Source organism: Acidihalobacter prosperus (assembly GCF_000754095.2).
GTDB classification, from domain to species: Bacteria; Pseudomonadota; Gammaproteobacteria; order DSM-5130; family Acidihalobacteraceae; genus Acidihalobacter; species Acidihalobacter prosperus.
This window is the reverse complement of the sequence record NZ_JQSG02000003.1, coordinates 163758-186673: the sequence shown is the minus strand read 5'-3', so window position 1 is coordinate 186673 and position 22916 is coordinate 163758. Positions and strand designations below refer to the sequence as shown.

At 64.0% G+C, this 22916-nt stretch carries 15 protein-coding genes; 10 read left to right on the top strand and 5 right to left on the bottom strand.

What is annotated here, in order from left to right:
* Positions 1-138: 138 nt before the first annotated feature.
* The 3 genes from THPRO_RS07615 to THPRO_RS07605 all read left to right on the top strand — a co-directional run bounded on the left by THPRO_RS07615 (position 139) and on the right by THPRO_RS07605 (position 6077).
* The gene (locus THPRO_RS07615) at positions 139-3855 is read left to right on the top strand and encodes a UvrD-helicase domain-containing protein (protein WP_065089453.1); all 3717 of its coding nucleotides are present in this window, start codon (positions 139-141) and stop codon (positions 3853-3855) included.
* Positions 3852-5642 (top strand): exodeoxyribonuclease V subunit alpha, encoded by a 1791-nt coding sequence (gene recD, locus THPRO_RS07610; RefSeq protein WP_038089129.1) that lies wholly within the window; start codon positions 3852-3854, stop codon positions 5640-5642. Before THPRO_RS07615 ends, recD begins: the two co-directional genes overlap by 4 nt.
* 165 nt (positions 5643-5807) lie before the next feature.
* Positions 5808-6077, top strand: a complete 270-nt coding sequence (locus THPRO_RS07605) for a BrnA antitoxin family protein (protein ID WP_038089124.1) — start codon at positions 5808-5810, stop codon at positions 6075-6077.
* A gap of 64 nt (positions 6078-6141) precedes the next feature.
* On the opposite strand, the gene THPRO_RS07600 is transcribed toward THPRO_RS07605, so the two are convergent.
* Positions 6142-9348, bottom strand: a complete 3207-nt coding sequence (locus tag THPRO_RS07600) for a glycoside hydrolase family 15 protein (protein ID WP_065089452.1) — start codon at positions 9346-9348, stop codon at positions 6142-6144.
* Between the two features lie 347 nt (positions 9349-9695).
* Between THPRO_RS07600 and THPRO_RS07595 the strand changes: the two genes are divergently transcribed.
* The 3 genes from THPRO_RS07595 to THPRO_RS07585 all read left to right on the top strand — a co-directional run bounded on the left by THPRO_RS07595 (position 9696) and on the right by THPRO_RS07585 (position 13386).
* Positions 9696-10061: a SpoIIAA family protein gene (locus THPRO_RS07595; RefSeq protein ID WP_038089121.1), complete on the top strand. Its 366-nt coding sequence runs from the start codon at positions 9696-9698 to the stop codon at positions 10059-10061.
* 720 nt (positions 10062-10781) lie between these two features.
* The gene (locus THPRO_RS07590; RefSeq protein ID WP_082954516.1) at positions 10782-12548 is read left to right on the top strand and encodes an AIPR family protein; all 1767 of its coding nucleotides are present in this window, start codon (positions 10782-10784) and stop codon (positions 12546-12548) included.
* A gap of 352 nt (positions 12549-12900) precedes the next feature.
* A complete protein-coding gene (locus tag THPRO_RS07585) occupies positions 12901-13386 on the top strand; it encodes an HNH endonuclease (protein WP_201786963.1) in 486 nt (161 codons plus the stop codon).
* 424 nt (positions 13387-13810) lie between these two features.
* Here THPRO_RS07585 and THPRO_RS07580 read toward each other — a convergent pair whose 3' ends face one another.
* From THPRO_RS07580 to THPRO_RS07565, 4 genes are all read right to left on the bottom strand, one after another.
* Positions 13811-14107, bottom strand: coding sequence for a hypothetical protein (locus THPRO_RS07580; RefSeq protein WP_065089451.1), 297 nt, complete (start codon positions 14105-14107; stop codon positions 13811-13813).
* 118 nt (positions 14108-14225) lie between these two features.
* Positions 14226-14594 (bottom strand): hypothetical protein, encoded by a 369-nt coding sequence (locus tag THPRO_RS07575; RefSeq protein ID WP_145930740.1) that lies wholly within the window; start codon positions 14592-14594, stop codon positions 14226-14228.
* Positions 14591-14917, bottom strand: a complete 327-nt coding sequence (locus tag THPRO_RS07570) for a (2Fe-2S) ferredoxin domain-containing protein (protein WP_065089450.1) — start codon at positions 14915-14917, stop codon at positions 14591-14593. The genes THPRO_RS07575 and THPRO_RS07570 overlap by 4 nt, the downstream gene beginning before the upstream one ends.
* A 240-nt stretch (positions 14918-15157) precedes the next feature.
* On the bottom strand, positions 15158-17407 hold the full coding sequence (locus THPRO_RS07565; RefSeq protein ID WP_065089449.1) for a TonB-dependent receptor: 2250 nt from the start codon (positions 17405-17407) through the stop codon (positions 15158-15160).
* Between the two features lie 436 nt (positions 17408-17843).
* Here THPRO_RS07565 and THPRO_RS07560 point away from each other — a divergent pair, with 436 nt between their 5' ends.
* The 4 genes from THPRO_RS07560 to THPRO_RS07545 all read left to right on the top strand — a co-directional run bounded on the left by THPRO_RS07560 (position 17844) and on the right by THPRO_RS07545 (position 22861).
* Positions 17844-18251, top strand: a complete 408-nt coding sequence (locus THPRO_RS07560) for a GFA family protein (protein WP_038089110.1) — start codon at positions 17844-17846, stop codon at positions 18249-18251.
* Between the two features lie 152 nt (positions 18252-18403).
* A complete protein-coding gene (locus tag THPRO_RS07555) occupies positions 18404-19276 on the top strand; it encodes a DMT family transporter (protein ID WP_161489950.1) in 873 nt (290 codons plus the stop codon).
* A 167-nt stretch (positions 19277-19443) separates the two neighbouring features.
* Positions 19444-20181 (top strand): TonB C-terminal domain-containing protein, encoded by a 738-nt coding sequence (locus THPRO_RS07550; protein ID WP_145930738.1) that lies wholly within the window; start codon positions 19444-19446, stop codon positions 20179-20181.
* 433 nt (positions 20182-20614) lie between these two features.
* Complete coding sequence (locus THPRO_RS07545) at positions 20615-22861, top strand: TonB-dependent receptor (RefSeq protein WP_065089448.1); 2247 nt, start codon at positions 20615-20617, stop codon at positions 22859-22861.
* The last annotated feature ends 55 nt before the right edge of the window (positions 22862-22916 follow it).

Below are 22916 nucleotides of genomic sequence, written 5' to 3'. Positions count from 1 at the left end.
TGCCGCGCTTGATCGAAACCATCGAAGCCCATCCGCGCACGAAACAAGTCTCCACACGTTACCGAAAAGGAATATCCGGAACCGTGCTTTCAACCGCTGTCCGTTGACGTCCAATCGACAACCGGGACGGAACCCGGCATGAACGAACTCCACATGCCGACATTCCCCCTCGACGGCGTACGCCTGATCGAGGCCAGTGCCGGCACCGGCAAGACCTACACCATCGCCAACCTCTACCTGCGTCTGGTGCTGGAGGAAGAGCTGGAGGTGCCGCAGATTCTGGTCGTCACCTTCACCAAGGCCGCCACCGAGGAGCTGCGCGACCGCATCCGCCGGCGGCTGCGCGAGGCGCGCGACCGGCTGGTGCGTGGCGCGTTGGAGGATGATGGCGATCTCGGCACGCTGCTGCGTCAGGCGGCGGGCATGCCCGAGGAGATCGGGAACCGGCTTGAACTCGCGCTCGCCGACATGGACGAGGCGGCGGTGTTCACCATTCACGGTTTCGCCCAGCGCATGCTCACCGATCACGCCTTCGAGAGCGGTGCGCCCTTCGAGGCCGAGCTGCTGGGCGACGAGCACGCCCTGCGCCGCGCCGCGGTGGAGGACTTCTGGCGCCGTCGTTTCTATGACGCGCCGGACGCGGACGTCGCCTGGGCCGCGGGCGAGTGGGGCACGCCGGAGACGCTGTACACGCAGATCGCCGGCCTGCTCGGCCGCGACGCCGCGCGCCTGCTGCCGGCCGATGCGGTCGGAGAGGCGGCGCGCCTTGCCGAACGCTGGCAGACGCTGTACGCGGCCGCGCGCGCGGCCTGGGGCGCGTCGGGTGAGGCGGTGGCCGAAACCCTGCGCGCGAGTCCCGCGCTCAACCGTAACAGCTACAAGCCGAAGACCGTCGAAACGGCGCTGGATGCGTTCGCGGCATGGATCGAGGACGCGGCGCCCGTGCCCGGCCGGTTGCCGGAGCGCATCGATCTGTTCACCCCCGACAAGCTCGCCGCTGCCACCAGGAAGGGTCAGGAGACGCCGACCGGCACGCTGTTCGAGCGCTGCGGCGAGCTGGCGGAGCTGGCGCCGCGGCTGACGCGCGCGCGCCGCGCGGCGCTGCTCGCCGAGGCGGTGGACTACGCGCGCGGCGCGGTGGACGAACACAAGCGCGCCCGCAGCCTGCTGTCCTACGACGACCTGCTCACCCGCCTCGACGCGGTGCTCGCGAGCGAGAGCGGCGCCGCGCTGGCCGCGCGCATCCGTGCGCGCTACCCGGTGGCGATGATCGACGAGTTCCAGGACACCGACCCGGTGCAGTACCGCATCTTCAGCGCCGTTTACGCCGCTGCGGACGAACCGCCACCGGCATCCTCGGCATCCGCACCAAGCGGCGGCGCGGCGCAGCTCGGGCTGTTCGACGGTATTGCAGAGCCCGATCGTCGCGAGGGACGGTCAGGCAAGGCGGAAAGCGGCGAGGAAGCGGAGTTGGCTGCAGCCAATGAGCATTCCGAGGCGGTTTCCAACGCAGCATGGGCGTCCCGCAGCAGATCGGTGGCGCTGTTCATGATCGGCGACCCCAAGCAGGCCATCTACGGCTTCCGCGGCGCCGACATCTTCGCCTATCTCGCGGCCCGCGGGTCGGCCGCCGAGGCGACCTATACCCTCGGCACCAACTGGCGCTCGTCGTCCGCGCTGGTGGATGCGGTCAACCGCGTGTTCGCGCGGCGCGAAAAGCCCTTCCTGTTCGAGGGCATCGAGTTCCATCCGGCGGCGCCCTCGCCGCTGGCCGACGCCGGTCCGCTGGTCGTCGAGGGCGTGCAGCCGCCGCCGCTTGCCTGCTGGTGGTTGCCCAACGGCGGCGACAAGCCGCTCGGCAGCGGCGCGGCCAAGGCGCAGGCCGCTGCGGCCTGCGCGCACGAGATCGCGCGCCTGCTCGGGCTGGCCGCGACGGGGCAGGCCGCAATCGGCGACGCGCCGCTCGCCGCGGGCGATCTCGCGGTGCTGGTGCGCAACCGCTACGAGGCAGACGAGATACGCGGTGCGCTCGCGGCGGTCGGCGTCGCCAGCGTGTTCCTGGCGCGCGAGAGCATCTTCGCCACGCCCGAGGCCGTCGACCTGCGCCACCTGCTGCGCGCCGCGGCCGAGCCGGGCGACACGCGCGCCCTGCGCGCCGCGCTCGCCACCGACCTGCTCGGCGCCGACGCCGCGGCGCTGGACGCGCTCAATCGCGACGAGGCGGCCTGGGAGATCTGGCTCGACCGCTTCCACGGCGCCCAGCAGCGCTGGCGCGAGCACGGCTTCATGCCCATGTTCGCGCAGCTCATGACCGACTGCGCCATCGCTCACCGCCTGCTCGCCGAGCCGGACGGCGAGCGGCGCATGACCAACCTGCTGCAGCTCGCCGAGCTGCTGGCCGAGGAATCCGGCCGGCGGCGCGGTTTCGAGGCGCTGCTGCGCTGGCTGGACGAACGCATCGCCGACCCCGACGGCGACGACGAACAGCAGCAGCTGCGCCTGGAGAGCGACGAGTCGCTGGTGCAGGTGGTCACCGTGCACGCCTCCAAGGGCCTGGAATATCCGCTGGTGTTCCTGCCGTTTCCCTGGGCGGCCAAGCCGTTCAAGACGGACGAGAAGCCCATCCTGTTCCATGCCGAAAGCGACTTAGCGGCCTGCGCCGATCTGGGTTCGGAGGCGCGCGAGGATCACGCAAAGCTGGCCGAGCGGGAGCGCCTGGCCGAGGACCTGCGCCTGCTCTACGTCGCGCTCACCCGCGCGCAGCGCCGCGTCTACCTCAGCTGGGGCCGCGTGGCCGGGGCGGAGGCCTCCGCGCTCGGCTGGCTGCTGCACGGCGCGTCGGGCATCGCCGGGCGTAACGATGCCGCGCTGCGGGACGAACTGCTCGCGCTCGACGGCGGCGCCGGGCGGCTGGCGCTGCTCGACCTGCCGAGCGGGGCGATCCGCGCGCCCGCGCCGCCGCTGCCGGCGGTGCAGCAGGCGCGGCACTTTGCCGGGCGTATCGACGCCGGCTGGCGCGTGACCAGCTATTCGGGCCTGGCCGCCGGCCACGGCGAGCGCGCCGAGCTGCCGGACTACGACGCCGTGGCCGCTGGAGACACCGCCGCGCCCGCGCGTCCGCAGCGCGACGCCTTCGCCTTCCCGCGCGGCGCGCAGGCGGGCCTGTTCCTGCACGCCCTGCTGGAGAAGCTCGACTTTCCCGAGGCGCGCGGCGAGACGCTGGCCCAGGCGGTGCGCGCCGGCCTCGCGCTGCACGGCTTCGAGGCCGAGTGGCAGCCCGCCGTCGAGGCGCTGATCGGGCGCGTGCTCGACACCCCGCTGGACGAGAGCGGCCTGTGCCTGCGCGAGGTCACGCGCGCCGACCGCCGCGACGAGCTGGCCTTCTACTACCCGCTCGCGCCGCTCGGCCCGGGTGCGCTCAATGATCTGCTCGCCCGCGACGGCGCACTCGCGCTGGACGGCGAGCGCCTCGCCTTCAACCCGCTGCGCGGCATGATGAAGGGCTTCATCGACCTCGTGTTCCGCCGCGACGGGCGCTACTACCTCGTCGACTACAAGTCCAACCACCTCGGCGACCGCGCCGAGGACTACGCCCCGCCGCGCCTCGCCGAGGCCATGCGCGAACACCGCTACGACCTGCAGTACCTGATCTACTGCGTGGCCCTGCACCGGCACCTGCGCGCCCGCCTGCCGGGCTACGACTACGCGCGCGACTTCGGCGGCGTGTTCTACCTGTTCCTGCGCGGCATGCGCCCGGCCGACGGCCCGCGCCTCGGCGTGTACCGCGACCGCCCCGAGCCCGCGCTGATCGATGCGCTGGACGCCCTGTTCGCGGGCGGGGAGCGCGCCGCATGAGCGCGCGCGAGACCCTGCAACGCGCCGCCGCGCTCGGCCTGATCCGCGCGCTGGACGATCACTTCGCGCGGCTGATCGGCGAGCTCGCGTGCGATGCGCCGGACGGCGTGCTGTTCGCCGCCGCGCTGGCCAGCCGCCAGACCGGCGAGGGCGACGTGTGCCTGCACCTTGCCGACTGGGCGGGGCTGGCGCCCTTCGAGGCGCTGCCCGCGCTGCGCCTGCCGCCGCTCGCCGAGTGGCGCGCGATGCTCGCGGCAAGCCCGGCGGTAGGGGCGGACGCGCGCGTGCCGCTGGTGCTCGACGGCGACGCGCTCTACCTCGCGCGCTACTGGGCCTTCGAGACCGCGCTCGCCGCCGCCCTGCGCGCGCGCGCCGAGGGCTGGGCCGAGGGCGTGGACCGCGCGCGGCTCGCCACAGGCCTGAGCCGGCTGCTCGGCGAGGACGACGCGGCCGCGGACCAGCGCCGCGCCGCCGCGCTCGCCGTGCTGCGCCGGCTGGCGGTGATCTCGGGCGGACCCGGCACCGGCAAGACGCGCACCGTGACCGCCATCCTCGCGCTGCTGCTGGAGCAGGCGCCCGCGCTGCGCGTGGCGCTCGCCGCGCCCACCGGCAAGGCCGCGGCGCGGCTGGCCGAGTCGATCCAGGCCGCCAAGCGCGAGCTGCCGCTGGACGACGCCGTGCGCGCGGCCATCCCCGAGCGCACGCACACGCTGCACCGCCTGCTCGGCATCGTGCCGGGGCGCAGCCGGCCGCGGCGCGACGCGAATAATCCATTGCACGTCGACCTGCTGGTGATCGACGAGGCCTCGATGGTGGACCTGCCGCTGCTCGCGCGGGCGCTGGCCGCGCTGCCGTCGCAGGCGCGGCTGATTCTGCTCGGCGACCGCGACCAGCTCGCCTCGGTCGAGGCCGGCGCGGTGCTCGCGGACATCTGCGGCGAGGGCGCGGCGGGCTATTCGCCGGCGCTGTGCGCGGCGCTGGCCGAGACTGCGGGCGAGGCGCCCGCTGCCGCGTCGGCTTCCCCCTCGCCGCTGGCCGACAGCGTGGCCCTGCTCGCGCACAGCTACCGCTTCGCGCAGGCGGGCGGCATCGCCGCGCTGGCGCGGGCGGTGAACGCCGGCGACGCGGACGCGGCGCTGGCCGAATTCGACGCCGGCTGGACGGACCTCGCCCAGGCGCCGCCCGCGCCGCTGGAGCCGCGCCTGGGCGAGCGGCTGGACGGCGCGCTGGCCGAGCTGTTCGAGGCCGCCGGCCCCGCCGAGGCGCTGGCCGCGCTCGGCCGGCTGCGCATCCTCTGCGCGCTGCGCGAGGGGCCGTTCGGCGTGGCGGAGATCAACGCGCTGGTCGAGCGCCACGTGCGCCGCCGCTTCGGCGTCGACACGCGCAAGCCGTGGTATCGCGGGCGGCCGGTGATGGTGCAGGGCAACGACTATGCCCTCGACCTCTTCAACGGCGACGTCGGCATCGCCTGGCCGAACGAGAGCGATCATCTGCGCGTGTATTTCGAGGGCGCCGACGGCGGGCTCAAGACCGTGCACCCGGGGCGCATGCCGGCGCACGAAACCGTCTACGCCATGACCGTGCACAAGAGCCAGGGTTCGGAGTTCGACGAGGTGCTGCTGATCCTGCCGCGCCAGGACGCACGCGTGCTGACCCGCGAGCTGCTCTACACCGGCATCACCCGCGCGCGCCGCCGCGTGGAGCTGTGGGCCGAGCCGTCGATCCTCGCCACCGCCGTCGCCCGTCGGGTAAGGCGCGCATCGGGGCTGCGCGGGAGATTGTGGTAGACGCTTACGTGGCTCGCTAGACAGACAATTTGGCGACCGTCCGCAGGGCGCATGACTGCGGCGTAGGTGCTTTGTATTTTTTGTATAGGCTGACAATGCGTGCTTCGGGAAGCCTGATCCGCGTGATCTCCGCTCGCGACATGCACCGCACGGAAAGGAGGCACTATGAGCAAGCGGCGCAAAACTGCACCTGACTTCAAGACAGAGGCCGAGGAACGGGCCTTCTGGGAGTCGCATGACGCCAGCGAATATGTGGATTGGGGGGTGGCCGAGTCCGTGCGGCTGCCGAATCTGAAGCCTTCGACGAAGACGATCTCGCTACGCCTGCCCGCCGCCTTGCTGGAACGCATCAAGATCGAGGCCAACAAGCGCGACATTCCCTATCAATCGCTGATCAAGGCATGGCTTGCCGAGGATGTGGACCGGCACGGATAGCGCATCGGCAAGCGCTGCAACCGCGCCCGACCTGGGACGGCTGTGGGGCGGCTGACCGCCGCCTTTACGCGGACTGGCGGGCGCTGCCGTTGAGCAGGAAGGCGAGGGCGTCCATGACGTGGTTGGCGACCGCGGACGGCGGGCTGAGGTAGAAGTCCTTCCAGGCGGTGGCGCGCTGTTCGTCGTAGAGCGATTGCTGGTCCGGGTGGGCCTGCTCCCAGGCCAGGCGCACGGCGTGGCCGATGATGACGTCCAGGTACAGGGTGTCGTCGATGCGCAGGCCGGGGTTCTTCCACATCACCAGCATCAGCACGCGCAGCGCCTCGGTGTAGAGCTGGCGCGCGTCCGGGGCGGGCGTCTTGTTGAGGATGTGTTCGACCCGGTCCTGGAACTGCCTTTCGCCGCGCGTCATGTCGGCGCACAGCTTGTGGTCGAGGCGACGCTTGGGGTTCCACTGGTCGCCGATCACCAGCCCGCGGCTCTGGTTGACGATGTCCCACACGCCCTCGAAGTAGTCCTCGGGATAGAGCCCGAGGCTGCCCTGGATGGCGCGCCACTGGTGCCAGTCGCCGGCGTCGCTGTTGTCCGGGTCGATGCCGGCGTCGAAGCGCACCCGCGTCATGCCGCTGGAATCGACCGACACGTGCATGCGTTCGAGCTGCTGCATCGCGTCCTGCGCGGCATGGTAGTGCTGCAGCACGTCGCGCAGGGCGCCGGCGAATTCGTGCGGCTCCATGTCCATGAGCACGTCGAGGGTGTCGCTGATCGCCGGCTGTCCGGCGCTGCGCTGGCGCACCGCGATCAGCTGCAGCAGCTGGCCGGCGCGGATCAGGCTCATGTTCTCCAGCAGCTCGGGATGCGAGCGCACCATCAGGCCGAGATTCAGGATCAGCTCCTGGGTGAGGATCTGCGCGCGCGGATCGTCGGCGTTGAACTCGCGAATGGTGCGCAGGATCTCGTCGGCGCCGACCGGGCGGCGGAAGGTCGAGTGGCGGTTGTAGGAACGCGACACGCTGAAGGCCTTCTGGCGCACCACGAGGTCGGTGGCGGCGCCTTCCAGGTCGATGTCGTGCTTGCCCAAGGCGTTCGCGCTCAGGCGGATCAGCCGCCAGTGCCGCGCCTCGCAGGCGCGCAGGTAGACCTCTTCGAGCAGATCGCCGACCCGCGCCGGGCGGCCGCGCATGTCCTGCAGGCCGGTGTCGAAGTCCAGGCCGTGGCGCGCTTCGAGTTCCAGCAGCGCGGCGAACTGGATCAGCAGGTCGCCGGTATGGGTGGCGGTCTGTACCAGGGCCTCGTCGGTCGGTTTCTGGCTCGTGGTCGGATAGTCGGCGGTCGTTGCGGGTACGCTGCCCGGGGCGGGCAGCAGCGCGAAACAGGGGCGGTCGCCGATCTCGTCCGGTTCGTCGGGGAAGCGGTAGCCGTGCAGCATGTCGATGCGCTCGCGACCCGTGGTGGGCAGGAACCCGGCCAGCCGCCCGAGCTGCACCGGCGTGTCGTCGACCTTGCCCTCGCGGCAGGCCTCCATGAACTGCAGCAGGGCGCGGCTGCCCTTCTCGCCCAGCATGCGCTCCTTCACCACCATCACCACCAGCGGGCGGCCGGGCGCGTCCCATTGCCGGCTGACGTAGGCCAGCTCCATCTTCAGGCGCTCGACCAGCAGCACGTTGTCCAGCGCGAGATAGAAATCGTGCCGGTTCATGAACTGCGGCTGGAACACCATGCGCCGCCCCTCGAAGGTGTACACCAGGCTGGTCGCGAGCCCGCGCAGGTGGCGCAGCGGGCGACCGCTCAGCCCCAGACGCGGATTGCGCCCGAGCTGACAGTAGGCTTCGGCCAGGCTCTCGGCGTCGTGCACCTGCACCGGCGCCACCTCGTCCAGCGTCTCGCTGCGGATGCCCTGCTCCTCCAGGCGCGCCTTGACGGCCGGCGACTCGGCCAGCAGCGCGAATTGCACGCGGCGGCCGCGCTGGCGCCCGATGCGCAGGCGCCGGCCGAGCGGGTCGATGTCGGATACGTCGAGCAGGCCGTCCTGGATCAGCGCGCCGAGGATGTACAGGCTCTGCGCCCAGACCAGCGGCACGTTCTCGTTCGGCATCCGCCGCTGGCTGTGCGGGTCGGCCTTCTCCGCCTCGATCAGCCCGACCGGCACGCGGTACAGCTCGGGCAGCAGCCGCTCGCCGTCGCGGTCGATGAGCAGCGTTTCGAGGCGTTCGCGGTAGCTGCGCGCCATGCCCTCGTCGCCGCGGTTGAGGTGGTAGAGCAGCAGATAGGTGAAGAACAGCGGCCACTCGCACTCGATGTGCTCGAACTGCAGCATCTCCTCGGGTTCGTAGTGCAGGCGGGTGGGGTCCTCGATCACGGTCTGATGGCCGTCGCGCAGGAAGCGCGCGCAGCCGTATTCGCCCTGCAGCTTGCCGACCACGTCGGCCACCGTGTCCTCGACCAGGACCCGGTCCTCGACCGCGAAGGCGGGATAGCCGATCACGCTCAGGGTGGCGGCGTCGACCTCCTTGGAAAGCGATTCCTTGGGCAGCATGGATTCCAGGGTGATGCGCGCGCGGGCGATCTCGTCCGGCACCACGTGCACCACCGAGGCCTGCCCGCCGCCCGGGCCGAACAGGTTGAAGCCGTTCATCGCCTCCAGCGCCGCCTTGGCCATGCCCACCGAGCTGCTGTTCACCTCGGCGATGCCGTGATTGATCTTGTTGCCGCGTTCCCAGATGCCGTAGTCCGGCGTGCGGTAGGCGCGCCCGATGTAGTGCACCAGATTCTGCACGAAGTTCACCTCGTCGATGGTGAACACGATGCGCAGGCCCGAGGCGGTCATCTGCGCCAGCATCAGCAGGAACAGCGAGGTCGCATCCAGCTGCAGATGCCCCCACTCGTCGTCGCCGACGACCGCATCGCCCGTTTCCGTGTCGTACTTCGCGTGCAGCGCGTCGAGCGGGTCCAGGGTCTGCTTGAAGCGCTCCACCTTGGGCGCCTGGCGCATCATCGCGGTCAGCAGCCCGCGCATCAGCTTGACCACGCTCTGCTCCAGCAGCACCGTGCGCCCGCCGCTCTCGTCCAGCCGGCGATACGCCAGCCCCACGCCCCAGGCGGCGAGGATGCTGTACACGTTGTCGCGCACCCAGGCGTCGGTGTAGTCGCCGTGCGCGGTGACCGCGGTGCTGGCCGGCAACAGGCCGGTGATGGGGTGCTGACGCGACAGGATGATGCGGGTGACCTGTTCGTAATAGGTGTCGAGCCGGTCGAGAGCGCGTTGATTCATGCCGCAGCATCCATGGGCGTGTGAGGTTTTCCAGTCGTAGGTTCGTGGTGCACGGATGGCCTATTTCGCGTCATCCGGGCGCCTGTCGTTGCGCTCAGTCTGCCCGGCGGACCCGCTCAGCGCCAGCGCCGCGGGCCGCCCGGCCACATCGGCGCGACTGCCGGCCAGTATTCCACAGATTCGAGCTGCAATTTCGGCGCCAGCTCTGCCGTTCCGCACTATTGGCCACAGAATTTATGCAGGAACTTTCGCGCCATCCAGCAGCCTTACTTATGAGCGGTAAGGCAAGACGCCGCACGCATCGACAATGCCCCGAAACGAGGGCCCACGCAGGGGAGAAAACCGCCATGATCGAACTCATACCCGACCTCCCGCCCGGCGTCCTGGGCCTGACCGCCTCTGGCCAGGTCACCGCCGAGGACTACGAAACCGTCGTCATACCCGCCGTCGAAGCGGCGCTCAAGGCACACGACAAGATCCGCCTCCTGTACCACATCGGCCCCGAATGGACCGGCTTCACCGCCGGCGCGATGTGGGACGACGCCAAGGTCGGCCTCGCCCACCGCGCCGCCTGGGAAAAGGTCGCCGTCGTCACCGATGTGCCGTGGATACATGCCGGGGTGAAATATTTCGGGTTCACGATTCCCGGGGAGGTGAGGTTGTTTGGGAATGATGCTTTGGAGATGGCGAAAGCGTGGGTGGCAGGAGAATAAGTGACTTCTCTTGGTAATAGAGAAATGCAGGTTGATTGATGCCTTATTATTTCGATTCTGAACCGTGGGTTGTTTATTGGATGTTTTCTCAGTGGGATGGCAGAAAACGGCCACATCCGGCCGCTCATGCTCCTTCCCTATCAAGCCGTTGGACGGCAGAGTTGCGGCTGGAACCAGTCGTTAACCTTATGGTTGATTGGCGTCAACGTCATGTCCCCGTTTTCATGCATGCATATAGAGACAGAGGGATGGTAAGGTGATGAAGGATCCGATGGTTAATCTCTTTTTTCGCGGGTCTCTATATTAAAGGATGTCCGGACCCGTCGGTCTCTATATTTACTGTTAGAACTCACATGTTCGTCGAGGAAACAAATATTGCCAAGCACAAAGCTAAGCTGCCGTGGAACACTCACGGTTAAGTTCTAACATGGGGCTCAACCTCGCTCCCCTCAGTCGCTGGACGCTGCGCGACAAAGCCGCGCCGCGCCTGTTGGCTCTACGTTAGGCTCTTCGGTCTTATGTTGAGAGGGCCAGTTGAGGACAAAGTACCGTTCACGAAGCTATGGTCGGTTAGTCCTCCATCAGCTAGATGCTTTCTCGTGAGAATACTTGGCGGTAGTGGGTCACCGTCCAAAACCAGAATCTCCTATGAACCTACATTTACTGTCGAATCCACTCGCATCGGCATTTGTTTTGTTGAACGTATACAGGAAATAACGAATGTACTTAACACCAGGTCAAAAATGGCAAGCCGCTTACGAGACGACAAAAGCGAATTTCGGTCTCGACGATGACGCCATCGGTGTATTTGCAATTCAATTGCGCTTCAACTTAGATGACATCAAAACAATCGCCGCAGAGGCGATTACTGGTGGAGGCAATGATCGCAAGTGCGACGTTCTGCACATTGATAAAGAAATGGGTGTCGCCGTCGTTGCACAATGCTATGTGGCACAGACGAAAAAGGTTGCCGCCAAGGCGAACAAGGCTGCGGACTTGAACACTGCCGTAAGCTGGCTACTCAGCGCAGAAATACAGACGCTCGACCCGTTACTTGCCGGTCGCGCCCAGGAACTGCGGGATGCAATACGGGCAGGAGATATCAAGCAAATTCACTGTTGGTACGTCCACAATCTGCCACATTCTGAAAATGTTCGTAAGGAGCTAGAAACTGTAGAACAGACAGTTCGCAGTGCTCTTTCTTCCTACAGCGGAGGATCGCAAGTAAATGTCTTTGCAAAGGAAATGGGGGCAGATGCAATTGAAACTTTGTATACCAAAGCAGAGCGCGCGATAATCGTAACAGACACTTTCGAGGTTCAAGTTCCGGACGTAGTTGAGCACAAAGAGGCTAACTGGGCATCGATTAGCACGTTTGTACCAGGTAAGTGGCTGGCGGATTTATACAGTAGATACGAGACCGATCTGTTCTCCGCTAACCTGCGAGGTTATCTAGGTTCCCGATCGAGCGATAAGAATATAAACTACGGAATTAAGAAAACTACGGTCGATGAGCCCGAAAACTTTCTAGTCTACAATAATGGGATTACTTCGTTAGTTTTGGACTATGTCTATGCGAAGAAAACAAATAAGGGCAGGCGCCTGAAGATTACAGGCATCTCCATTGTCAACGGAGCGCAGACCACCGGATCAATCGCTAGTACTGAAGGCACTGTTGATGAAAACCTTCTCGTAGGTGTTCGCTTCGTCAAGGCTGATAGCGATGATCTAATTGAAAAAATCGTTAAGTATAATAACTCTCAGAATAAGCTTGAGGCGGCAGATTTCCGAAGCAATGATGCAGTGCAGGAGCGATTGCGGCAGGAATTTTCCGGGGTCCCTGATGCCGAATATGAAGGGGGGCGTCGTGGGGGGGCAAGTGACGCCATCCGGAGGAGTAAGTACACCCTCCCGTCCTATACTGTCGGGCAGTCTCTAGCTGCCTTTCACGGTGATCCAGTAGTGGCATATGATAAAAAGTCGGAAATTTGGATAGATGATAATAACTACGGCCGCGTATTCACAGACAGAACAAGTGCGCGACATATTGTCTTCTGCTTTTCCATATTGGAAGCAATAAGTAACCGGAGGCTCCGATTGATAGGGAAGCAGAAGGCAGATCCCTCCTCTTTGACAACGGTAGAAAAAAACACTTTGGAATTCTTGAATAAAAAGGGCTCTCAGTTCCTGCTTATATATACCGTTGCTCAGTGTTTAGAAACCATAATTGGGAGGCCGATTCCGAATAAATTCGATGTTCGATTTAGGATTAATAGGTCGCCATTTAAGATGACTGAAGAATGGGATCCTATCTTGGATATAATGCTACCGCTATGCGGTCAGCTGGAAGGCGCTTTTACCAAAGGTCGAGTTACGACAGAGGGCGTAAAGAAAACCATTCCCAACTTTATTGGAATATTCGCGTCGTTCGCAAATCTTCAGCAGGCGACATTCAATGCGTTTGCAGCCAAGGTCGAGTTCGCATAAAAATTGTCCTACCGTTTTGTCTTGGGACGGAAGGGATGGGTAGAGATGTCTGTAGAACGAGCCGATAGGCTAACGAGTCACTTTCGCCGACGGCTTCGCCGCGGCGTTATATATCACTAGGCAGGATGGTGAAGTGACGTTCGAAGAATGGATGAGGCACCGGGGCTTATCTGAATCCTCAGTCAGGAAGTACGAGGGTGCAGTTAGCGGTGTTATGTCCGAGTGGGCCGTTAATGGTGGCCTCATGGATGGACCGCTTACATCGCTTCTCAGCCACAGCCGATTCCAATCAATTGTTATCGGCCTCCGAAAGCTTCCGATCTACCAGGAGCGAAATGAACGGGGCCATAACATGTACAACAGCGCACTGAACAAGTACGCCGAGTACCTGCAAGAAGGGTTCGATTCTGACATTGAGTCAGATGTGGAAGCGATCATGGAAGATGGATATGCTTCCAATACGGAAAAAGCTTCCTTGCTCAAAACGAGAATCGGGCAAGGCAATTTCAGGCAGAAACTGATCGCTTTGTGGGGTGGGTGCGCAGTTACTGGCTACAAAGACACTTCAATGCTAGTGGCCTCGCACATCAAGCCGTGGCGGGCATCATCTAATGCTGAACGCCTTGATCGATTTAATGGTTTGCTCTTGCTCCCAACGTTGGACAAGGCATTTGATTCGGGCCTTATCTCTTTTGATGCTGCTGGGAAGGTGCTCATATCGCCATTACTCCAAGAGCCAGGGACATTGGGCGTATCTCCAGACATGAAGGTCAAGCTGCAGGCCGAGCATCAGGAATACATGCATTTTCACCGGGAGCAAGTATTCCGCGACACATAACTCAAGCGTTGAACGGCCGGCCGCTGTTGGCTCTGGAACCACCAGCGTGTCACGTACAAGCAACTGGCAGCTCGGGGTCGGAAGCGGACTGTCGGGATATCTGGATTAGCCTCTGGCCTCTAGTCAATTATCGGTTGATTGTGATTTTCATTGGCTCATATATTAAATTCAACATGCTGTTTTGGGCGAGAATTAGCTTCCTTGCCTTTGATTGACCTCGGCGACGCGCCCGAGCCTATTTGTTCGCACGCCCGCACTGAAACTATTAAAAACGTTGTCGCTGAAGGCGTGTGAAACAGCCCTGCCATTTCATACTAGACGTGTCCTTGTTGGCCAATCAATCCTGCTCTAATCGACTCAGGGTTTGAACCGATCAAGCTTGCTATTAAGCCCGCAAAGTACCTCGTATCAGACACAGGCGGCGTCATTCGCCGTGGCCGGAAAGCAGGTTGTCGATCTCGCACATGAGGTATTCGTTGTCGCCGACGTTGCGCGCCACTTCGATGATGTCTGCGTAGCTGTGGTTGTGCAGGTCGAAGCTGAGCTGGTCGACGCGGCTCCTGTCATAGAGCAGCTCCAGCAGCAGGATCACCCGCGGCGGGCGGTCGCCGGTATCCGCAACGATCCGAATCTTGGAGACGACGCGCAGGTGCGCATCGATCTGGTTGATGAAGTGCAGGGCGGAGAGTTCGTCGATCTCCTGCTGAGTGAACATTTGCATGGGTGTCTCGGAATTCCTGACGATATCGGCCGCGCCACGGCCAGCGGACGGGCAGCATCGCGCCGCGCCGTTGCCTGGGAACGGCCGGCGGCGATGGTCGGCTGCGGGCTAGATGCGCCTAGACCGCCTGCAACAGGCGGGGCTCGGTGTTGATCGCGCCGGCGCGGCCCCAGGCTGTGATCGCCTCGACGAACCAGCGCGAGTCGGTGGGGTGCGGGCGCAGCACGTCGCACTCGGCATACAGGCTGCCGTCGGCGTTGACCACCAGCTCGCCGCAGCGGTAGCCCTCGGCGTTACGCCACTCCATCACCAGCGCCATCGAGCCGTCGGCCGGGTCGCGGCGCAGGGTGGGCGTGCCGGCCTCCCAGGCCGGGGCGAAGAAACCCAGCGACCCCAGGCGGCCGGCGGCGCGTTCCAGCTCCCGCAGCACCTCGATGCCGAGGGGACGCAGCGCTTCCAGCCGCCGATCGAGCTCGCTGAGCATCACCAGATCTCCGAGGGTACCAGCAGCCGTTCGACCGGCTTGCCGCCGAGCAGGTGGCTGTCGATGATCTCGGCCACGTCTTCCTTCTTCAACCCGCCGTACATGACGCCCTCGGGATAGATCAGCAGGTTGGGGCCGGAATCGCAGGGGTCGAGGCAGCCGGTACCGGTCACCTGAATCCCCTGGGCTGCCAGCTCCCGGCTCTGCGACTGGGACAACAGTTCGTCGAGCACGGCCTGGCAGCCCTTGGCGCCGCAGGAGCCGCGGGGGTGGCCCGGCGGACGGGACTGTACGCAGACGAATACGTGTTTGGCGGGTCTTGGCATGGCACTCACTCCGGAACGGGGTGGATTTCGCAGGCAAACTCGATGGCAATCGGAGAGCAAGCGACGTGCCACAGCTAAGCGATTGATTTTCGGCGGGGCGGGCGGAGCGGGTCTGTCGCAAACGGAACAATCGACCCGGCGGGCGGGGTAAACGGGCCAACGCGGATGGCGTTGTGGGCGGAGGCCCTGAAAGGGGCGCCGAGCATCGGTCGATGCTCGGCGCCAGGGTGTGGCAAAGAACTAGAAGCTTGCGGTGACCGTCAGATAGACGCTTCTCGGCGCGCCGGGGTTGGCGATGATGTAGCCGGTGGAGGTGGTGCCGAAGTAGCCGCCGCTGGAGATGTATTCCGTGGAATTGTATTTCTTGTCCAGCAGGTTGAGGACGCGGAGGGATACGGTCGCGTACTTGAGCCCCGGAATCAGGTGATTGAAGACCCGGGTGTCATCGGAAATCGATAGATTCACGAGGTTATAGGCCGGGGTTTGCTGATTCGTCGGCGCGCCGTTGTTGTTGTCCCACAAATAACTGTGGCCCGTGTACTGATCCCACAGCGTGGTGGTGATCGCCGACGTCGAGAGATACCACTTGTAGCTGGCGCCGGCGTTGAACGTGGTCGAGGGCGAATTCGAGACCGGGTAGCCGTTGTAATAGGTATTGTTGGTGGTCGAGAAGAACGAATCCCAGTTGCTCTTGAGCCAGCCGAAATTGGCAAAACCGGACCAGTGCGTATCGAGGTCGCCGGAAAATTGCGCATCCACGCCCTGCAGGGTCGCGGCGCCGTAGCCGAAGGTGGTGACCGGGCTGCCGGCGATGTTACGCGGGATGGTCTGATGATCCATCTTGGTGTGGAAATATTCGAGCGACGCCGTCATCCGCTCGAGGCCGAGGACGTGCTCGCCCGCGAAACGCCAGCCCAGGTCGTACGTCGCCGCCCTGACGGGCTGCAGGGTGCTGATGTCGATCGGGTAATTGTCGTAATTTCCCGCCGTGGGGTTCTGGTAGGCAATGCCGTAATTGGCGAATACCGCCATGCCCTTCGAAAGCTTCCAGTTGATGCCGATGGAGGGTTCGGTCTTGAGAAAATTGCTGGAAGCGTTCGGGTTGGTGTCGTAGCTGAAGTTGGGGTCGGTGGGCACGCCGGCCGGATAGAGGTGCAGCGTTTCGGTGTAGCTGTTGTTCACCCAGTCCGTCTGGAAGCCGTTCACGCTGATGCCCGGCACGATCTTGAGCGAGGGCGTGAGCTTGATGGCGTCCTGAATGAATGCGGAGGAATAGGTGCTGTAGGTGGTGTTGAAATAAACCGCGGCGGGATTGTAATTGTGATAACCCAGCGTTGGCGCATAGCCCAGGTAATTGCTGAGGGACTTGGCCATGATCAGCCAGCCGCCGAAGCTGACCAGGTTGGCGTCGCCGATGGCCTGATCGAAAACGATCTTGTCGCCGAGATTGTAGGAATGTTCGTGGAAGTTTTCGACATTCGTCGTCGAGCCGGCATCGTAACCCGAGTTCACGCGATGGTGATAAATATTGCCGTTCCTGAACCAGATGCTGTTGGAGAGCTTGAGGTTCGGCGACAGATCCAAATGCAGATGCGACCACGCCATGTAATCCTTGACGTAGTTGTGCTTCCACCAGACCGATTTCGGCAGCGCCGAATAGAACCCGGTCGTCTGCTGGCTGTACAACGGACCTGTCCCGTTCAAGCCGTCGACGTGAATCTCGCTGTTGGGCACGAGCGGGATCATGTTGGGCCGAAGTTCGTCGTTGTTGATCGCGTAGGCGCCCGCGCTGAACGATCCGCCGGCAAAGGATTTTTTGGTCTTTACGTAGAGCTGATAGGTGTTGGACGGCCAGGTGTCCGAGGTCTTGCGGATCGAGTCACTGCCGGCATGGGCGAGACCGATCACGGTCGACCAGCCGTCGATCTCGCCCGTGTTGTGCACGGCGGAAATCACGTTGGTGTTGAAGCTGCCGCCCGACAGGCTGATCTGGGTATTGGCGTGCGCGGTCGGCTGAACCGGAATGAAGTTGATGGTCCCGCCCAGGCTGTCGTACCAGTGGGTATCGGGATTGCCCGGGCCCTGTATGACATTGGTGCCCGCCATCAGGTCGCCAATGGGTACTTCCGGGGAATGCCAGCCGGTGTTGCGGTTGAGGCTATTCAGCGGGATGCCGTCGAGTTCGGTGGTGATGGCATCGGTTTCCAGGTCGCCGGGGACGCTGTTCCAGCCGACTTTCAAGCCGCGCATCGAGATGGTGGAGCGGGATGAAACGCTGCTGGCGTTATAACTGCTGATCTCGACGTTGGGCAGGATGCTGAGCGCCTGCATGCCGCCCGCGTCGGGGCCGAACAGGGAAATGCTGTTTCTGGATACGGTCTTGACCGTTTGCGTGGAGGCCAGCTTTTTTTTCTCGCTCATGACCGAGCTGTCCGAGGGACGCTCCTTGCGAATTTTTTTGACGTTGGCGTTGACCGTGCCGAGGTTCATAATGCCGTCCGCATGTGCGGACAGCGGGCAAATCAAAGCAGATGCAATCGCGGCCGCGACTGCATTTCGTTTCAACGATTTCACGAAGCTCTCCTAATATTTTTGGTGGTGTTGCATGAAGGCTTGCCGTACAGGATTTAATGGCTGACTTCGGTTTGCATCCGCCGGTTGGGCGGATGCCGGGCATGTTGGACCTGGCGTCATGAACGATTGGTAACGGGAAAATGAACTAATTATTTTTCGGCATTAACATTTGGTAATTCATAATAATTTATTATCGGGCGGCGCGCGTGGAGGCGAGCATGCGCGTAGCCAAGATAATTAATAAGCGCCAATTATCGATGGGCAGGATAGCCTGGCGCGCTGTCGATGTTTCGTTTTCGGATCGGATAAGATGAGTGCCTCCGGGATTTGCCATGGATGAGGGTGGTCGACGATGCGCGTTCGATGCGGTTGCGGAGGCGTGGAGCTTGAGATTGCGGCCGAGCCGATGGCCCAGTTTTTCTGTCATTGCGATGACTGCCAGGCCGCACATGGCGCGGCTTACGTGCCCGAGTCGGTCTATCGCGCCGATGAGGTGAGGATACTCAAGGGCGAGCCGGCGTCCTGGGCCCTGGAACGCAATCCGCGTTTTTTCTGTCAGGACTGCGGCACGCGCCTGTTCATCGAAGTCACCGCGCTCGGACTGCGGGGCGTGAACGGGTATCTCCTGCCGGTCGGGGCGTTTCGGCCGCGGTATCACATGCAGTGCCGGTTTGCCTTGCAACCCGTGCGCGACGGGTTGCCGCATTATCGCGCCATCGCGCCGCAGTTCGGCGGCCCCGACGTGTGCGTGGACTGGTAGAGCGGCGGTCGTCACGCGCCTTTCCGGCGGGGTGCACCCATGTATCCGACGCCGGCGCGCTTTGCAGACGCGGGCTCTCCCAACCGATATCATCGCCGCTGTTCCCCCGATGCGGACCCAGGCCGGAGATGACTGCGCGGACACGCGATCCCTTGGACAGCGACATCGACCGGCGCGGCGTGGTGGGTGCGGTGGTGACGTCCATGTCCTGGGCGGCGACCGGGGTGTGGGTGAATCTGGCCCCCGCGCTTTCGCCGCTCGCGCTGGTCGCCTGGCGATTGCTGCTGGCGGCGGCGCTGTTCTGGCTGCTGTTTCCTCGCGTGCGTCGCGGATACGGGCCGCAGGCCTGGGGGCTGGGCACGCTGCTGGTGGCGTATTACCTGGCGGCGGTGTTCGCCTTCCAGCGCGCGCCGGTGGGCGAGGTGGCCCTGTGCATCGGCTGCGCGCCGCTGTTCGTGCTGTTGTATCAGGCGCTGGGCGGCCGTTGGCCGGCGCGGCGCGAGATCGCGGCGGTAGCGCTGACGCTGTCAGGGCTTGCCGTGATGGTCTGGCCCGGGCTGCGCGGTGCGGGCGGGGGAGCCGCGTGGTCGGGATTGTCCGTGGCGCTGCTGGCCGCCGCGCTGACGGCGGCCTATGCGACGCTGCACCGCCGGCTGGCGCTGCGGCAACGCGCCCCGGCCGGTGCCGAGGTCGGCCGCGCCGCCTTCGCACCGCTGGGCGCAGCCTTGATGGTCGCGGTCTCGCTGCATGGACCCGTCGGACAGGTGCTGCCGCTGGCCCCGCAGCCCGTGATCGCGGTGATCGGCCTAGGCCTCGTGTCGACGGCGTTGCCCACGCTGGCGGTCGCCGTGGCTTCCAGTCGCCTGCCCGCGTTCATCAACACCCTGATCCGCTTGACGACCCCGCTGTTCGCGGCCGGTTTCGGCTGGGCTTTTCTCGGACAGCAGCCGACGGCGTGGACCGTCGCCGGCGGCGCTTTGGTCCTCTCCGGTCTGTTCGTGCAGGGCGTGCGCGCCGGGGAATAAAGCGCGGGAATGCCGCCGCGCGATTGGTTTAAATGATGGAACCTGGCGGACGTGCGCAGATCGGAATAATCGATAAAAACCACTTTATTCGTGTTTGCAAGGTTTTCCGGGGAGGTCTTGTCATGAAGCGAAGCGATAGGGTGGTCCCTCGTGCCCTCGGGGCATGGTTGTTGCTGCTCGGCAGTTTCTCGGCGGTCGGCGCGACAGCCGCAATGCCCTGTCCGATCAGCCCATACGCCTGTCGCGCGACATTCGCCGAGGCGCGCGTGAAACACGATTTCCCAGACCGGACCTTCCTGCATGAGATGCGAGGCAGCTGCGCGGAAACAGCCGCCGGCATGGCCGGATTCCGGAACGACTACTGCGGTTGCATGACGGACACGGTGGCGGCCACGCCGGGCGAGTGGCGTGCGGTGCTGCTCGCGGGGCTGGAGGGTCGGGGGTTCGGTGACCGGAATGTCGCCGCGCTGCCGCCCGCTCTGGCCATGCAGCTGCGTCAGCAGATTCATGCCTGCCTGGCAAAGACCGTCGCGGACCGTCCATCGGCGGCGCCGCCGATGATGTCGGCGATGCGTCCGCCTCGGATTATCTATGCCAACGAGATATCCCGTCTTGTCGCGCGGCAGGTGCGTGCGGTCCGGGTGCGGCAGGAGCGGCATGCGATGGCGCGTCATGGCGGGAGGCCGGTTGCATTGCCGATCGGCGTGTCGCGCGTGGAGGTGACGGTCGCGGCCGACGGGCAGGTGACCCGGATCCGCGATATCAACAGCTCATCGATGGCACTCTGGCATGTCGAAAGGACCGCGATCCGCGAGGCCTCGCCCTTCCCCGCGCCGGGGCGCGAGCTGCATCTGCGTTTCGCCACGATCGCGCCGATGTCCACGCCGGGAGTGAATGGGCAATAAGGGCATCGGGCCTTCGGCACATGGGGCCGGTGCGTAGGCACCATGTGCCAGATGTTCATCTGGCCGGTTTTCCCTGATTAATACGAATTAGCGCCGATATTCGGGCGCGCAGGCTTTCTCGCGTCCGCAAAATATTTTTGGTCGATGACGTGGGATATTCGCTTTCATTGATTGTGTTGTTTTCTGCGGCATATCGTCGCAGACAGCCATAAATACACCCGAAAATCGCGACATATCGTCGCAGAAATCCTCTGGGCTATTGGACCTCGAATGGCGATCGCATAGGGTGTGCGCGCTCGATCGCATTTCATGGATTAGCTATCGCAATCGACGACCCGTGTCGCCGCCGTCCGACGGTGAACGGGCATCGATTGCGGATCAATCCCGCGACACGGATTCGGTCGCAAGTCCGCCTTCATTCGAGAGGATAACGATGAAAAACAAGCTGCCCACGCTTGCAGGAGCGATATGCCGTAACCCGGGTCTTGCACCCTTCGCCAAGAAATTGCTGGCGGTATCGATCGCGTCGGCCGCCACCGGCTTTCCGTATGCCGCCTTTGCCGCGACCTCGGCGATACATATTCCCGTGGTGACCATCAATACGGCCACTTCATGGGAAGCCCAGATGGGCGCGCAGGTGCTGTCCCCCGCAGTGATCAAAGGCTACGGACTCAAGACGAGCAATACGACCGACATGCTCAACAGCATACTCGGCGGCAGTGTGTTCAAGACGGGCGGCGTGTCCGGTTTTCCGGTCGTGCATGGCCTGATGGACGATCAGTTGCATCTGTCCTTCAGCGGGATGCAGCTCAATTCCGCCTGCCCCAATCACATGAATCCGATTCTGTCGTACCTCTTCCCGAGCCAGGTCGGCGGGGTGACGGCGTATACGGGCATCGTGCCGGTCAGCGCCGACGGCAACAGCATCGGCGCATCGATTATCGTGCATCCCGCGCCGCCCAAGTTCGCGATGCCGGGCAAGACGCTGACTCGCGGGGATATCGGCGCGTACTACCACACCAACGGCGCGGCGACGGGGGCGCATCTGGCCGCGACGCTCGCCAACGACGCATTCAGCATGAAGTACAGCGGCGATGTGTCGCATGCGTCGGATTACAAGGCCGGCGGCGATTTCCATGCCGCCGGCCCTGCCGCCATGGGCCGCGGTTCGATCGGCGCCGACGTGGTGGGTTCTTCCGCCTACAGCACGAACAACCAGATGCTGGAGTTCGCCTACCGGCATGGCACCCAGCTCACCAGCCTGGGAGTGAACTGGCAAGACATTCCCTACGAGTACTACCCGAACCAGCGCATGGACATGGTCGAGAACAAGAGCGTCCTGATCCACCTGAATTATCGGGATCGCTTCGACTGGGGCAATATCAAGCTGCATGTCTACCATCAGGAGGTGCGCCATACGATGGATTTCGGCAGCGACAAGCAGTATCAGTACGGCACCACGCCGGGGATGCCGATGAAGTCCCACGGCCACGTCGACGGCGTCAAGCTCGACGGCACGATCCACCTGGATCAAGACGATCAGTTGCGCACCGGGCTGCTGTTCCACTCGTTCCGGCTCAACGACTACTGGCCGCCGTCCGGTACCGGCATGATGGCGCCGAACACCTTCGACAACATCAACAACGGCCGCAGTAACCGCTACGACGCGTACGTCGAGTGGCGGCGTCAATGGGCGCCGCGCTGGAGCACGCTGGTGGGCGTGCGCGGCGATACGGTCGAGCAGAATGCCGGCGACGTACACGGCTACAACATGATGTACAACATGCAGGCGGCGGCGTTCAACGCCCAGTCGCACGCGAAAACCGACCATAACTGGGACTGGAGCGCGGTCGCGAAATTCAAGCCCAGCGCTACGCAGAAATACACCTTCGGCGTGATGCGCCAGGAGCGGTCGCCCAATCTGTATCAGCGCTATACCTGGTCGTCGATGCCGATGGTGGCGGTGATGAACAATCTGGTCGGCGACGGCAACGGGTACGTGGGCAATTTGAGCCTGAAGCCAGAGGTCGCCTACACCGCCGACATCAGCGGCGAGTGGGCCCATACGCAGGGACACCCGTGGATCGTCAACGCGGACGCCTACCTGACCCAGATTCACGATTATATCGGCGAGCAGTGCGAGCCCGGCACCACCTGCAAATCCGGCCAGTTCAATATCCTGCAATATACCAACCAGCAGGCGCGCATGGCCGGGGCGGACCTGAAGGGCAAGGTCCGCGTGGCGCAGACGAAGGCCGCCGGCGCATTTTTCCTGAACGGGAAACTCAGCTACATCCATGCCCGCAACACGAGCACCCATCAGGGGCTGTTCGGCATCGCGCCCTGGCAGGGCGATGTCGCGCTCACGCAGCACACGGTGCACTGGGACAACGGCGTGGCCGTGCAGTTCGTCGGCGCTAAGACGAACGTTTCGGAAATCCAGAGCGAGCCGAAGACGGGCGCCTATGCCATCGTGAACCTGCACGCGACCTACACGCAGGGCAACGTGACGGTACGGGCTGGCATCGACAACCTGTTCAACCGCCTGTACTACAACCCGCAGAATGGCGTCTATGTCGGCCAGGGCATGACCATGATGCTCAACGGCGTGCCGGCTGGGATCACTGTGCCCGGCCCCGGCCGTTCGTTCAACATCGCCTTCGACGCGCATTTCGCCTGAGCAGGGGGCGCGGGATGCGCGGTCAGGCCGCGTATCCCGCGCGGGCAGCCGGCAG